We start from the raw sequence: 13,417 nt of genomic DNA, 5'->3' as shown, positions 1-13,417 counted from the left end.
GGTCACCTTTCCGTGGTGGGGTGGGATCGCGCCGCGGCGATCAGGGCGGAGGTGGAATAGCCGGCGACGGTGGGCACGATGACGACCTCGCCCCCGTGGCGTCTGACCACCGCGGCTTCGGGCAGGTCGTCGGCGCGGTAGTCGCCGCCCTTGACCCAGATGTCCGGCCGCAGGTCCTCCAGCAGCCGTTCCGGGGTCGCGTCGTCGAAGATCGCGACCGCGTCGACGCATGCCAGTGCGGCCAGAACCCGGGCTCGGTCGGGCGCGGCCATCACCGGCCGTCCGGAACCCTTCAGAGCGCGCACCGAATCGTCGGAGTTGATGCAGACGATCAGTGCGTCACCCAATTGGCGGGCGGTCCGCAACAATCGGATGTGCCCGGTGTGCAGGAGGTCGAAACAGCCACCGGTGGCCACGACGGTACGGCCGGCCGCGCGCAGCCGCTCGGCCAGGGCGGCGGCATCGGTGGCTGATGCCCCGATGGGATCGACTGTCGCGGAGTCGGTTTCGACATCGACCACAGGTGTCGACACCCCGGCCGCGCCGCCGGCTGCGACGAATCGGGCGGCGGCGTCGACCGCGGCGGTCACGGCGGCTGCCGGCTCTGCACCCGCACCGAGCGCTGCGGCCACCGCGACGGCGAACCGGTCGCCGGCGCCGCACGCGTCGTCGCGCGTGGATCCGCGCACCGCGAGTTCCGGTGTGCCGACATGGATCCGGCGGCCGTCGGCGGAGAAGATCCGCGCGCCGCGGGCACCCATGGTGACGCACACGTGGCGCGCCTGCCAGAGTCCGGGCAGCTCCTCTGCGGGGCCGCCTCCGCAGAACTGTTGGGCCTCGGCCTCGTTCGGTGTCACCACGGTGGCGCCGGGGACCGGTGCCGCACCGCGCGGATGCGGATCCCATACGATCGGCACCCGGTCGACCAGCCCGCTCAGTGTCTCGCGGACCGCTGGCAGCGCGGTCACTCCCCCGCCGTAGTCGGCGACGCAGATGGCGCGCGCGCGACTCAGTTCCCGCTGCGCCTCGACGGGCAGCGGCCCGGCGGTGGGCACGGCGGCTCCGCGGTCGATGCGCAGCACCGACTGTCCGCGCGCCCGCACCCGGGTCTTGGTGACGGTGGCGCCGCGCATCGGCAGCGGCACCAGGTGCACACCGGCCGACCGGAGGAGCTCGCCGAGCTGCCGGCCGGCCGTGTCGTCGACGATTCCACAGATCAGCACCACCGACTCGTCGGTGCGTGCGGCCAGCAGTGCGGCCAGTCCCGCGCCGCCGGGGCGGTGCCAGGTGCGCTCGACGTCGACCACCGGGACGGGCGCCTCCGGGCTCAGCCGGGTGGCGGTGCCTTCGATGTCGACGTCGAGGATCGCGTCGCCGACGATCACCAGGGGTGCGGCGCTCACGAGGCCACCGGTCCCAGCACGCGCTGGTCGAGCGCCATGCACAGGGCATGCACCAGGAGCAGGTGCACCTCCTGCACCGTGGCCGTGGTGGGTGCGTCGACACAGACCGCGTCGTCGCACATGGCGGCCAGCGGATTGGGCGCCGGACCGGTCAGGGCCCAGGTCGTCAGACCGATCTCGTGGGCGGCCTTGACCGCGGTCAGCACGTTGTGGCTGCTGCCGCTGGTCGACAAAGCCACCAGCACATCGTCTTTGCGTCCGTGGGCCCGCACGCCGCGGGAGAAGATCTCGTCACCGCCGTAGTCGTTGACCACCGCGGTCAGTGCCGAGGTGTCGGCGTGCAGCGCGATGGCCGACAGCGGTTGCCGTTCGTCTCTGAACCGGCCGACCAGCTCGGCGGTGAGATGCTGGGCTTCTGCGGCGCTGCCGCCGTTGCCGCACGCCAGCAACCGCCCACCACCGGTCAGCACGCCGGCCAGGTGCCGGCCCCAGGCGTCGATCCGGTCGATGTGGCCGCGGGTCCGGCCCACGGCACCGATGAGGTCGTCGAAGTGCGCGGCGATCATGAGCTACCTCTTCTGTCGATACGCATGCACTGCGGACAGCAGCGCGGTGTCGGTGATGTCGTCCAGGCAGGTGTGGCGGTTCAGCGGGCACACCCGTGCTCGCGTGGCACGGCAGGGCGCGTCCTGGTCGCCGAGGATGGTCGTCGGTACGCCGTAGGGCGCCCATTGGGACGCCGGCACCACGGGGGCGAACAGTGACACCACCGGGGCGCCGACGGCGGCCGCCAGGTGCGCGGTGCCGGTGTTGGGTGCGATCACGACCTGCGCGGCAGCCAGGACCGCGGCGAGTTCGGCCAAGGTGGTGCGTCCGCCGAGGTCCACCGCTGCGTCACCGGCCACCATGCGCGTCAACTCCAGCTCCCCCGGACCGCCGGTCACGACGACCCGGAACCCGTTGTGCGCCAACATCTCCACCATCGCCGTGCTGCGTTGCGGGCTGGGTTGACGGGCCGGTACCGCGGCGCCGGGATGGAAGACGACGTAGGCGGGGTCATCGATCAGCTCGCCGATTCGGGCCGGCAGCGCGGGGATGCCGGTGACCTGCAGGGTGCCGGTGTCATGGTCCGGGAGCGCGCAGCCGGCGGCCTCGGCCAGGGACAGCGCGCGCTCCGGTTCCGGTACGCCGTCGGCGACATGGTGGCGCAGATCCAGCAGGCTGCCCGGGTAGTCGACGCTGATCGCGCCGACCCAGCCGATGTCGGCCATGCGGCACAACAGCGCCAGCGGCAGTGGCGACTGGTGGAACGAGGTGAAGATGTACGCCCGCTCCGGTGCGGTGTCGCGCAGCTGCTTGATCAGTCCTTCGGCGTGCGCGGCGGTCAGGTCCGGGGAGTCGAAATCGACCCAGGGCGCCTGCCATTCGATGATCTCGTCGACACCGGGCAGCAGCTCGGCCGCCGCCCGTCCCCGCGGCCCGGCCAACATGACGACGCGGTCGTGCCGGTGGGCGACCGCGCGGACGGCCGGTCCGGTGATCAGCACATCCCCGGCACTGTCGAGGCGGGCGACGAGCGCGGTGCTCATCGGCTGTCCTCGAGCACGACGTCGACGGCTGCGGTCAAGGTCGGCGCGACCGCGGCGCGCGGGTGAGCGTGGGCGTCGGTGATCTCTTCGACTCGGGTGCGGGCGGTGGGCACCAGGATTGCCCTCGCCCCGGCGGCCAGTGCCGCGGCCACGTCGCCTCCGGTGTCACCGATCAGCACGCACCGGTGCGGCGGCACTCCGAGTTCGGCCGCGGCGGCCAGCACCATTCCCGGCGCGGGTTTGCGGCAGGAGCAGCCGTCGTCCTCGCCGTGCAGGCAGATCTGCCAGCTGTGGAACGGGCCGAGCTGACCGGTCACCTCGGCATTGACCTCGCTGAGTTGTTCGGGACTGATCAGACCGCGCGCGACACCGGACTGGTTGGTCACCACGGCCAGCAGCAGGCCGCGTTCCCGGAGTCGGTCCAGTGCGTGGCGGGCGCCGGGCATCGGGACCACGCCGCGCGGATCGTTCAGGTAGGGACCGTCGACGATCAGGGTGTCGTCGCGGTCGAGGAGCACTGCCAGCAGGGGTTCGGCGTGCGCGTGCCGGTGCTGCCATTCGCCGGCGATCCGGTGCGCCACGGCCACGGGCGGGATGGCGATGCTGGTGGCGGTCATCCGCGCGGCCTCGGGCAGAGTGCGCGGACCGGCGAGGAACCGCTGCACCGCGAACTGGGTGGTCAATCCCGCCCAGAGCAGTCCCGCGAGGAGCGCTGGGCGGCGCCGCCGGCCGAGGGCCGCGCCGATCGCCACGGCCGCGGCGGCTGTGGCGGCAGCGTGTGCGGGCAGGCGGCCGCGGCCTTCGCCGATGCGGTGGCGCCACTGCGGGCCGAACTTGCGTCGCATCAGCGCGTTGTCGCGGTTGCCCACCTGCACGCGGATCGATGTGCGCCAGGTCGCCGGCGCGACCGGGTGCATGCTGGTGCGGGTGCCGTCGACGATCCGGCGCCCGGTGGACACTATGCGCAGCGCGATGTCGCTGTCTTCCCGGTAGGCACGGGGAAATCGTTCGTCGAAGCCACCGACGGCCACCAGCACGTCGCGCCGGTAGGCCATGTCGGCGGTGATCCACTTCGCGTCGGCGAGCCGCATCGTCCGCCGCTCGTCGTCGGTGGCGGCCCGATCCGCGTCGTCGCGCGGCACCTGCAGCCGGCCTTGTGAGCCGGCGGCCTCGGCGAGGTCGGCGGCCTGGAGATCGGTGTGCAGCGCGGCCAGCCAGCCGGGGCCGGGGAGGACGTCGTCGTCGAGGAAGCAGATCCACCGCGTGTCGGCGGCCCGCCAGCCGGTGTTGCGCGCCGCCGCTGGTCCGCGGCCGCCGCTTTCGAGCACTTTGACCGGCAGCCCGGACGGCAACGTCAGCGGTGCGGGCTCGGCACGGTCGTCGACGACGATGACCTGCGCCGGGCGGGGACCTTCCTGTGTCTGCAGTGCGATCAGCAAGTGCTGCAGGGATTTTCGTCCGACCGTCGGGATCACGATGGTGGCGTCGGTGGTCATCGGCGCCTCCGCAGGACATACGGGCCCAGCACGAGCATGTCGATCGGGGCGCTGCCGAAACACTCCAGCGCGTCGGCGGGGCTGTCGACCATCGGCCGGCCCGCGGTGTTGAAGCTGGTGTTGACCAGTACCGGCACCCCGGTGCGGGCCGCGAAGTGTTCGATCGTCGCGTGCAGCAGCGGCTGGTCGGGGCCGACGGTCTGCACGCGCGCGGTGCCGTCGACGTGGGTGACGGCGGGAATCCGGTCCCGCCACGCGTCTGCGACATCGTGAACGAACAGCATGTAGGGGCTGGGCAGCGGTCCGCGTTCGAAGATCTCGGCGGCCCGCTCGGCCAGCACCATGGGTGCGACGGGCCGGAACTGCTCGCGGCCTTTGACGTCGTTGAGCCGTTCCAGGTTCTCGGTGCGCCGCGGATCGGCCAGCAGTGAGCGTCCCCCCAGCGCGCGGGGACCGAATTCCGACCGACCCTGGAACCATCCGATGAGCTGGTTGTCGGCCAGCGCATCGCCGACGGTGCGGGCCAGGTCGTCGGGACGCTCGTAGCGCAGTGCGGCCCGGTCGAGGGTCGCGGCGATCTGCTCGTCGGTGAACCCGCGGCCCAGCTGAGCCGACGGCATCGGCGCGATCGGCTCGCCTTCGTCGGCGGCGATGGCCAGCGCGGCGCCCAACGCCGTTCCCGAGTCTCCGGCGGCGGGCTGCACCCAGATGCGGTCGAAGCCGCTCTCGGCGTGCAGCCGGGTGTTGGCCACACAGTTGAGCGCCACTCCCCCGGCCAGACACAGATTGGGGCCGTCGACCCGCTCGCGCAGCCATGCCACCAGGTCGAGCAGCACTTCCTCGACGACCTGCTGGACGCTGCACGCAAGGTCGGCGTGCACGGGTTCGGGCCGGGCCAGGGCGCCGGCCTGGTCCGAGCGCGCGGGCTCGCGCACCGGCGCGAAGTCGGTCCAGATGATCGGTTCGGTGCGGAACCCGCCGTCGGAGGTGGCGTGGACCCGCTCCCTGAGCGCCTCGATGAAGCGAGGTTGTCCGTAGGAGCCCATCGCCATCACCTTGTACTCGTCGCTGGACCGGGTGAACCCCAGGTGTTCGGTCAGACTCTCGTAGAGCAAGCCGAGTGAGTGCGGAAGTGCCTGGCTGGCAAGGACATCCAGCTTGTGGTCGCGATAGGCACCGGACAGCATCGACGTGCGCTCACCTCGGCCGTCGACGACCAGCACAGCGGTGTCGGGGTGCGGTGAGGCCAGCGCGGTCGATGCGGCGTGGGCCACGTGGTGCCGCACATGGCGCACCACCGCGGGGTCCAGCCCGGGCAACGCGGTGGCCAGGAAGTGCGGGGCCCGCTGCGCGTACAGCGTGCGCAGGTACTCCCAGTTGCGGTCCAGCCCCTCGGTCTGCCCGGTGTCGTCTTCCATCACCGTCGGGTCGTAGGAGTAACCGACGGCGTCGAGCTCGGCCGGGGAGATCCCGGCTTCCGACAGACACCACTTCGCCGCGGCCACCGGGAGTTCCCAGGTGGAGAACGGCACCGCCTGCTTGCCGTGTTTGCGCCGGGAGAACCGTTCCTCTTCGGCGGCGGCGACGGTCTGACCGTCGATCACCAGAGCGGCCGCGGGGTCATGGAAAACTGCGTTGATACCAAGGATTTTCATGCTGTTCCCCGTTCAGGTGGCTCGGGCGCTCGACACGGGCGCGGCGACGGCGGACACAGTGCGGAACCAGTCGAGGGTGGTGGACAGCCCGTCGAGGTAACCGACCTGGGGTGCCCACCCCAAGGCGTCGCGCGCCGTGGTGATGTCGGGGCACCTGCGTTTCGGGTCGTCGGTGACCGCGGGCTCGTGGTGGATCGGAACATCGGAGCCGCTGAGGTTACGGATGGTCTCGGCGATGGTCAGCACGGGCAGTTCCACGGGGTTGCCGATGTTCACCGGCCCGGCGAAATCGCTTCGCGCCAGCGCGATCAGCCCGGCCACGGTGTCGTCGACGTAACACAGCGAGCGGGTCTGACGGCCGTCGCCGGCCACGGTCAGCGCCCGCCCGGTCAGCGCCTGCAGGCAGAACGTCGGGACCGCCCGTCCGTCGTCCGGACGCATTCCGGGACCGTAGGTGTTGAAGATCCGCGCTACCCCGATGTTGGTGCCACGTTCCCGATGGTAGGCGAACGCGAGAGCTTCGGCGTAGCGCTTCGCCTCGTCGTAGACACTGCGGGGTCCGATGGGATTGACGTTGCCCCAATAGGTTTCGCGCTGCGGATGTTCGAGGGGGTCGCCGTAGACCTCGCTGGTGGAGGCCAGCACGATCCGGGCGTTGCAGCGCTGGGCGACGTCCAGGGCGACCGCTGTGCCGAGAGCCCCGGCGCGCAGCGTGGCCAACGGCAGCCGCAGGTAGTCCACCGGAGAGGCCGGTGACGCCAGATGGAAGACGGTGTCGAAATCCACGTCGCGCCACGCCGCCGGGAGCGGCTCGGTGATGTCGTGGTTCACGAAATGCACACTGGGCAGCGGATCGGTGAGCCGCACCGCGCTGGTCGACAGGTTGTCCACACACACCACATCGGCGCCGGATTCGGCCAACCGGGCACACAGGTGCCGGCCGATGAACCCTTCCCCGCCGGTCACCAGGACTCGTCGGAGACGCGTTTGGTCGCCGGGAACGCGGGTAGCTTCGCTTCCCATGATCCCGGGCTCACGCACATCGTTCGTCATCGCCAGCCGTAACCGGTCGACAGAACTGGCCGAGGTGCTGCGGCGGTTGCTCGACACGACGGATTCTCCGATCATCCTGGTGGACAACAATTCCGACGACGACTCGGTGGCCATGGCCAAGAAGGTGGCGGCGGACGACGGGGCTCGGCTGACAGTGGTCGAGCTGGACGACAATCTGGGCGCTGTCGGCCGCAATGTCGGCGTGGCACAGGCGCAGACACCGTACGTGGCGTTCTGTGACGACGACTCGTGGTGGGAATCCGGCGCGATCACAGCCGCCGAGGAGATCTTCGACGCATATCCCTCGGTGGCGGTGCTGTCCGGTCGAACGGTGGTGTATCCCGACATGCGTGACGATCCGATCGTCGAGCAACTCGCCGATTCGTCCTTGGGCTGGGATCCGGCGCTGCCGGGCCCGTCCATCCTCGGCTTCCTGGCGTGCTCGGCGATGGTCCGCAAGTCGGCGTTCGAGGCCGTCGGCGGCTTCAGCCCGATCCTGCACTTCCGCGGAGAAGAAGCACTGCTGGCCTGGGATCTGGCCGCCGACAATTGGGACCTGTGCTTCTGCGAGCGATTGGTGGCATACCACCGGCCCTCGACCCGGCGCGGCACCACCGCAGCCCAGGATGCCCGGTCGCTGCGGAACGCGGTGCTCAGCACCTGGTTGCGGCGCCCCCTGGGCCACTGCGCCCGGGCCGCCAGGGACTTGGTGCGCGCCGCGGTGCGCGACCGCGAGCACGCCGCGGCGCTCGGCCAAGCGCTGCGCGCACTTCCCGCGGTGATCGCCGAGCGACGCCGGCTACCCGCCGAGACGGAACGTGCGCTGCGGGCCCTCGAGACTGGTTGAGTCACAACGCATCCCCCGACACGCGGCGGTAGACGGCGATGGTGTCCTCGGCCACCCGCTGCCAGGAATAGCGGTCCTGCACCCGGCGGCGGCCGGCGCGGCCCCACACGGCACGCAGATGGGTGTTCGCCAGGATGGGTCTGATCGCCTCGGCGCACCTGCGTGGATCGCGCGGCGGGATCAGCCGTCCGGTTACTTCGTCGACGACGGTGTCGAGCATGCCGCCGACGGCCGATGCGACGACGGGCACGCCGCAGGACATGGCTTCCAACGGGACGATGCCGAAAGGCTCGTACCAGGGCATCGCGGCGACCACGTCGGCCGAGCGCAGCAGCATCGGCATCTCGTCGCGCGCGATCGCGCCATAGAGGTGTACCCGGTCGGCAACGCCACACTCGGCGGCCACGCGCTGCAGGCGCTGGGCTTCGGGCTCGGCGTCCAGCTCGGACTTGTCTGGCCCGCCGACGATCACCAGTTCGGCACCGGGCAGATGCGGCATCGCGCCGATGACGGTGTCGAATCCCTTGCGGCGCACCAGTCGTCCCACGGAGACGATGCGCTGCGGCGTGCCGCGGGTGGCGGCCGGACCGCGGTCGCAGAACTCGTCGGGGTCGACGCCACAGGGCACCACCGACATCGACGATTCGCGCCGCCCCATGCGGGTGAGTTCGGCGATCTCGTCGGTGCAGGTGGCGGCCACCCAGTCGACGCTGCGGGCCAGGTGCGTCTCCAACCGGATGCGTTCGTCAGGGCTGGTGTCGTCACGTCCTTGATGACGGCGTTTGACCACGCCGAGCGCATGGAATGTCTGCACGGTCGGGATGCCGTGGCGGCGCGCGGCGGTCAGGGTCGCCAGACCGGACATCCAGAAATGCGCGTGCGCCACGTCCGGTCGCCATTGCTGCCACTGCGCGGCCAGGAAGGTGCCGAATGCGTCCATGTACTGCAGGAGTTCGTCTTTGGGCAGCGGCTCGGGTGGGCCGGCCGGTACGTGCACCACCGCGTAGCCGTGCTCGGTGTCCACCCGGTCGAGCAGGTCGACGTCGTCGCGCCGGGTGTAGACCACCACCTCGTGCCCGGCGGCTGCGAGCGCGGCCGACAGTTCGGCCACCGCCACGTTCTGCCCGCCGGCGTCCACACCGCCGAGATGAGCCAGCGGGCTTGCGTGTTCCGACACCATCGCGACCTTGAGCTGCGGGTATGTGGAGCTCACTGGCACACCTCCTCGAGGAACTCATCCCAATCACCGAGGAATCGCTCCAGCCCGTAGTGCGCCAGAACGAATTCCCGTGCTGCCTTTCCTGCGATCTCGGCGGCCCCGGGGTCTCTGACGAATCGTTCGAGCGCCTCGCCCAACTCGGCGATGTCCGCGCTGACGACACCGGCGTCCGGTGGCACCGCCAGCGGGGCCATGGTCGAGGCCACCGCCACAGCAGGCATGCCGGCGCCCATCGCCTCGAGCAGCGACAGGCCCAGCGAGGTCCAGCGGGGGGTGTGCAGATAGACGCGTCGGCGGGTGACCTCCTCGAGCACTGCCGCGCCGGACACGTCCCCGTGGCCCCGGACCCGGTCGCCGAATCTGGGATCCTCCCCGAGGCGATCGGTGCCCATGCCCCACACGTCGATCGGGGCGTATCGGCTCAGCGGCGCCAGCAGGTCTGCGCCGACGGTGCGCCATCGCCGCACCGGCTCATTGATCATGGTGGCGGCCGCGGGCACTTCGGGCCGGTAGCGCATACCGCGATCAGGCACCCCGTGGTCGATGACCCGGTTCGGGGCCGATCCGTTGTCCCACATCAGGGCGTTGAACGCGGTGACATGTACCAGCGGGATGTCGTCCCGCCCGGCGAGTGGGTGGACGCTGTCGACCGCGGACGGCCGGGGTGCGTTGTGCTCGACGTAGACCGCGAGAACGTCCGATCCAGGACGGGCCAAGTGTTTGCTGACGAGGTCGATCTCATGCGGGCGCTGGAGGACGACCACGTCGACGTCCTCGCCGCCCAACGCGTCGAGCGGCACTTCACGCGCATTTGGCCAGTGCCGTCCGGCCAAGCCGCGGCCGTCGGCGTCGCGGGCGCCGTTGACCGGCACAAGATAGTCGTTCTCACCGGCGACGAACGACTCGGTCCACGAGCCGTGGACGTGCCAGATGAGGATCGACCGACGCTTCCCGGGTGAGGGCATGCGGCGCGAAATACCCTTAAGAGAATTCGACAAACACTTCTCGGGAGAAATCTTCAGATACTCAACGACGCAGGTGGCAGCCTTTTCTGAAGTGTTTGCCAGACCGTCGGTATCAGTGAGTCAGTGCGCTGCCGGAACGCTGCCGGGCCGACTGATAGACCACTTCGGCGTCGGTGGCGATGCGATCCCAGCAGTAGCGTGATCGCACCCTGGCGCGACCGGCCAGACCCATCCCCTGGCGCAGAACAGCCTGCCCGAGCAGGGAACGTACGGCTCTGCCCAGCGCCTCGGTGCTGCCCGGCGGGACCAGCACACCGGTCACATCGGCGACGACCGCGTCTCGGGCCCCGCCACTCTCGACGGCGACCACCGCCGTACCCGCCGCCATTCCCCGCAGCGCCAAGGTTGCGTGCGGATCGTGCGCGGTCGGGCAGACGACGACATCGGCCGACCGCAGGTGAGCCGACAGCTCCGGCCCGGCGCCCGAGGTGACGACCCGGATACGGGAACTGATCCCGAGTCGTTCGGCGACTCCATGGAGTCGTCGCAAATCTGTGGGGTCGGCCCCCGTCATGCTGACCATGACCAGCTCGGCGGTCGGCAGGGACCGTAGGGCGGTGATGACGCGGTCGACGCTGCTGCGGCTCGAGAAATCCTCTGTCAGGGACACCACCTGTTGGCGGGCGCCGGCTGAGGTAGGCCGCATCTCGACGACGCCGGCCTCGTCGATGTCGATGCCCGGGGGCAGCACCGAGGCTCGCGGCCGTGGGCATCCCATCCGGATCACCTCGAGCATGTCGTCGGTGCACGAGGTGGTCACCACCGTGGCGCTCTTGGCCAACAGCGCTTCGATGTTCCTGCGGCTGTCGGATGCGGGGGTAGACGCTGACTGTGCAGCGGTGTCGGCCAATCCGTGGTAGCTCTGCACGATCGGGATGTGCGTTCGACGGGCAGCCAGGAGTGCTGCCATTCCATAGGTCCAGCCGTGGCAGTGCACGATGTCCGGTGTCGCCCGCTGCCATCTGTCCGCCAGAAAGCGGCCGATTTCGCTGATCGTCGGGCCGATCATCTCGGGTTCCTGGGGAACGGCGCCCTCGCCGAAGATCGGGACGACGTCGAAACCACCTGCAGCGCTCGGGCATGAGGGTGCAGAAGCGGTGATCACCTCGACGTCGTGCCCTCGATCGGCCAGGACAGCCGCCAACCTGGAGAGGTCGAAGCGGCCGTCGAACAAGTTGCCGATGAGAGCCAGTTTCATTGCATCCCTTCAAGACCGAAAATATCGTGACGCCAGTTGTTGGGAGTCCAAAAGTGCAACTTGCGAAACGGAATACGGAACACCGTTCGTTTGAGGGGCCACATCATTCGTTTTCTGGCTCGATGGCGGCCTGCTCGCCGGCATAAGTCGTCATAATTGCGGGTAGTTTGGGTCCGATGAGTAGTACGGTGAGTCGTCGCGCCCTCGGCGTGGTGGCGGTCGGCGGTTCGGCCGGTGGCGTGGAGGCGCTGTCGAAGGTTGCGGCCGGGCTGCCCGAGGATCTCCCCTATGCCGTGTTGATGGCTCTGCATCTGCCTTCGGCAGGGCCCAGTGTGCTCGCCCAGATCATCGACCGGCGCGGCCCGCTGCGGGCGGTCGCGGCCGAGGACGGCACCGCCCTGGAACCAGGCCACATCTACGTGGCGGTGCCGGGCCGTCATTTGTTGACGCAGGACCATCAGATCGTGCTGTCGCAGGGCCCCACCGAGAACGGGCACAGGCCGGCTCTCAATGCGATGTTCCGTTCTGTCGCAGTCGCTTTCGGGTCCCGCGCGATCGGGGTGCTGTTGTCCGGTGTTCTCGACGACGGTGTGCTGGGATTGGCTGCCATCCGTGCACGAGGTGGCATCACGTTGTGCCAAACCCCTTCAGACGCCGCGTTTCCGGCGATGCCCCGTCATGCACTCCAAGCAGGCGTGGTGGATCACACCGCCACCGCGGACGAAATGGGCGCGCTGGTGGCAAAACTGTGCGAACGCGACCACGACGTCCTGGGTCACCCGCCTGACCACTACATGGAGTTGGAAAACCGGATCGCGATGGCCGACCAGCTCACCACCGACATCGATACCGAAAACCTCGGACCCGCCGCGGGGTTCACCTGCCCCGACTGCAACGGATCACTGCATGAGGTCGCTGACGGACGCTATCGCTGCCAGGTAGGTCATGCGTGGAGCGCCGACGCGCTGCTCTCGTCGTGCGACAGTGAGGTGCAACGCGCCCTGTGGGTGGCCGTTCGCAGTCTGCACGAGAAGTCGCGACTCGCGCATCTCCTTGCCTCCAAGGCTGCTTCCGCCCCGGTGCGGGACCGCTACATCGCCCTGGCCGAAGAAACCGACAAGGCCGTGGTGGTACTGCGGGAACGGCTTGCGGTGTCGGAAGACCAATCCTCTCCCAGCGATGCGTGACGGCGGCATTGTCAGCGTCGAGGCGCGACACGAACACGAACGAATCTTGTTGGAGATCAGCGGAACGCTGGACAGTACGACCTACCGCCACGTCCGCGACAGCGTCATCAAGGCGGCGTTGGAGGAGCCGGACGTCGTGATGGTCGACGTCACCGGTCTCGACGCGCCCAGCACGTCGGCCTGGACCGTCTTCGCCAGCGCACGGTGGCATGTCAGCACGTGGCCCGATGTTCCGGTGCTGTTGATCTGCCGGGACGCCGACCGACGGGCGAGCATCGCGCGCAGCGCGGTCACGCGGTACGTCCCGATCTATGCAGCCACGCCGTCACGGTCCGAGATCGCCGTCAGCCGGCGAGACCTCCGTCGGCGGGCCCGCGCCGAACTGCCGGCCGATTTCGCGAGTCTGCGGCAGGCGCGGCAACTGATCTCGGACTGGTTGGCGGCCTGGGACCGGTCGGAGATGGCGCTCACCGCGTCCACCGTGGCGACCATTCTCATCGAGAACGTCCTCGACCACACGACCAGTGACCCGGCGCTGGCCGTGGAAGCCAAAGGCGACACCATCACCGTCGCCGTCAGAGACGACAACCCTCTTCCGGCGGTACGGCACGAGGACCCAGGGTCCGGCGCCCACACCGTTTCCGGCCTGGCCATCATCACGGCGCTGAGCCGCGCGTGGGGTAACACCCCGACAGCAGACGGGAAAACGGTGTGGGCGCTCCTAGGATCTGAGAATCACCTGTAG

General features: G+C 69.7%; 12 protein-coding genes. 3 read left to right on the top strand and 9 right to left on the bottom strand.

The window, feature by feature from the left end; all coding sequences use genetic code 11:
- Positions 1 to 2: 2 nt before the first annotated feature.
- The 6 genes from rfaE2 to ACQI46_RS18010 are packed head-to-tail and all read right to left on the bottom strand — an operon-like array spanning position 3 to position 7,166.
- Entirely contained in the window at positions 3 to 1,403 is a 1,401-nt protein-coding gene (rfaE2, locus tag ACQI46_RS18035; protein ID WP_427095397.1) for a D-glycero-beta-D-manno-heptose 1-phosphate adenylyltransferase, read from the bottom strand.
- Entirely contained in the window at positions 1,400 to 1,969 is a 570-nt protein-coding gene (locus ACQI46_RS18030; RefSeq protein WP_427095396.1) for a D-sedoheptulose-7-phosphate isomerase, read from the bottom strand. The genes rfaE2 and ACQI46_RS18030 overlap by 4 nt, the downstream gene beginning before the upstream one ends.
- A 3-nt stretch (positions 1,970 to 1,972) precedes the next feature.
- Complete coding sequence (locus ACQI46_RS18025) at positions 1,973 to 2,992, bottom strand: glycosyltransferase family 9 protein (protein WP_427095395.1); 1,020 nt, start codon at positions 2,990 to 2,992, stop codon at positions 1,973 to 1,975.
- On the bottom strand, positions 2,989 to 4,488 hold the full coding sequence (locus ACQI46_RS18020) for an HAD-IIIA family hydrolase (protein ID WP_427095394.1): 1,500 nt from the start codon (positions 4,486 to 4,488) through the stop codon (positions 2,989 to 2,991). The genes ACQI46_RS18025 and ACQI46_RS18020 overlap by 4 nt, the downstream gene beginning before the upstream one ends.
- Positions 4,485 to 6,143 carry a carbamoyltransferase family protein gene (locus ACQI46_RS18015; RefSeq protein ID WP_427095393.1) on the bottom strand — a complete coding sequence of 553 codons (1,659 nt, stop codon included), beginning with the start codon at positions 6,141 to 6,143 and terminating at the stop codon, positions 4,485 to 4,487. The genes ACQI46_RS18020 and ACQI46_RS18015 overlap by 4 nt, the downstream gene beginning before the upstream one ends.
- Before the next feature lie 12 nt (positions 6,144 to 6,155).
- On the bottom strand, positions 6,156 to 7,166 hold the full coding sequence (locus ACQI46_RS18010) for an NAD-dependent epimerase/dehydratase family protein (RefSeq protein WP_427095392.1): 1,011 nt from the start codon (positions 7,164 to 7,166) through the stop codon (positions 6,156 to 6,158).
- Between ACQI46_RS18010 and ACQI46_RS18005 the strand changes: the two genes are divergently transcribed.
- Positions 7,165 to 8,043: a glycosyltransferase family 2 protein gene (locus ACQI46_RS18005; RefSeq protein WP_427095391.1), complete on the top strand. Its 879-nt coding sequence runs from the start codon at positions 7,165 to 7,167 to the stop codon at positions 8,041 to 8,043. The genes ACQI46_RS18010 and ACQI46_RS18005 overlap by 2 nt on opposite strands.
- Before the next feature lies 1 nt (position 8,044).
- Here the strand turns inward: ACQI46_RS18005 and ACQI46_RS18000 are convergent, their stop codons facing one another.
- The 3 genes from ACQI46_RS18000 to ACQI46_RS17990 form a co-directional block, all read right to left on the bottom strand.
- Positions 8,045 to 9,223 carry a glycosyltransferase gene (locus tag ACQI46_RS18000; protein WP_427095554.1) on the bottom strand — a complete coding sequence of 393 codons (1,179 nt, stop codon included), beginning with the start codon at positions 9,221 to 9,223 and terminating at the stop codon, positions 8,045 to 8,047.
- A 29-nt stretch (positions 9,224 to 9,252) separates the two neighbouring features.
- Positions 9,253 to 10,227, bottom strand: a complete 975-nt coding sequence (locus ACQI46_RS17995; RefSeq protein WP_427095390.1) for a glycosyltransferase — start codon at positions 10,225 to 10,227, stop codon at positions 9,253 to 9,255.
- Between the two features lie 112 nt (positions 10,228 to 10,339).
- Complete coding sequence (locus ACQI46_RS17990) at positions 10,340 to 11,485, bottom strand: glycosyltransferase family 4 protein (protein WP_427095389.1); 1,146 nt, start codon at positions 11,483 to 11,485, stop codon at positions 10,340 to 10,342.
- Positions 11,486 to 11,661: 176 nt separating this feature from the next.
- Between ACQI46_RS17990 and ACQI46_RS17985 the strand changes: the two genes are divergently transcribed.
- Both ACQI46_RS17985 and ACQI46_RS17980 read left to right on the top strand, forming a co-directional pair.
- On the top strand, positions 11,662 to 12,672 hold the full coding sequence (locus ACQI46_RS17985) for a chemotaxis protein CheB (RefSeq protein ID WP_427095388.1): 1,011 nt from the start codon (positions 11,662 to 11,664) through the stop codon (positions 12,670 to 12,672).
- Positions 12,665 to 13,417, top strand: coding sequence for an STAS domain-containing protein (locus ACQI46_RS17980; protein WP_427095387.1), 753 nt, complete (start codon positions 12,665 to 12,667; stop codon positions 13,415 to 13,417). Before ACQI46_RS17985 ends, ACQI46_RS17980 begins: the two co-directional genes overlap by 8 nt.

The sequence above is a fragment of the Mycobacterium sp. SMC-4 genome (assembly GCF_050205565.1).
Lineage (GTDB): Bacteria > Actinomycetota > Actinomycetes > Mycobacteriales > Mycobacteriaceae > Mycobacterium.
Note: the sequence above shows the minus strand (reverse complement) of the source record. Positions and strands in the feature narration are given on the sequence as shown.

Bases quoted from the DNA above. Each gene is read 5' to 3' on its own strand.
- ACQI46_RS18030 (WP_427095396.1), bottom strand. From the start codon at position 1,969: ATGATCGCCGCGCACTTCGACGACCTCATCGGTGCCGTGGGCCGGACC.
- ACQI46_RS18025 (WP_427095395.1), bottom strand. From the start codon at position 2,992: ATGAGCACCGCGCTCGTCGCCCGCCTCGACAGTGCCGGGGATGTGCTG.
- ACQI46_RS18020 (WP_427095394.1), bottom strand. From the start codon at position 4,488: ATGACCACCGACGCCACCATCGTGATCCCGACGGTCGGACGAAAATCC.
- ACQI46_RS18015 (WP_427095393.1), bottom strand. From the start codon at position 6,143: ATGAAAATCCTTGGTATCAACGCAGTTTTCCATGACCCCGCGGCCGCT.
- ACQI46_RS18005 (WP_427095391.1), top strand. From the start codon at position 7,165: ATGATCCCGGGCTCACGCACATCGTTCGTCATCGCCAGCCGTAACCGG.
- ACQI46_RS18010 (WP_427095392.1), bottom strand. From the start codon at position 7,166: ATGGGAAGCGAAGCTACCCGCGTTCCCGGCGACCAAACGCGTCTCCGA.
- ACQI46_RS18000 (WP_427095554.1), bottom strand. From the start codon at position 9,223: ATGGTGTCGGAACACGCAAGCCCGCTGGCTCATCTCGGCGGTGTGGAC.
- ACQI46_RS17995 (WP_427095390.1), bottom strand. From the start codon at position 10,227: ATGCCCTCACCCGGGAAGCGTCGGTCGATCCTCATCTGGCACGTCCAC.
- ACQI46_RS17990 (WP_427095389.1), bottom strand. From the start codon at position 11,485: ATGAAACTGGCTCTCATCGGCAACTTGTTCGACGGCCGCTTCGACCTC.
- ACQI46_RS17985 (WP_427095388.1), top strand. From the start codon at position 11,662: ATGAGTAGTACGGTGAGTCGTCGCGCCCTCGGCGTGGTGGCGGTCGGC.
- ACQI46_RS17980 (WP_427095387.1), top strand. From the start codon at position 12,665: ATGCGTGACGGCGGCATTGTCAGCGTCGAGGCGCGACACGAACACGAA.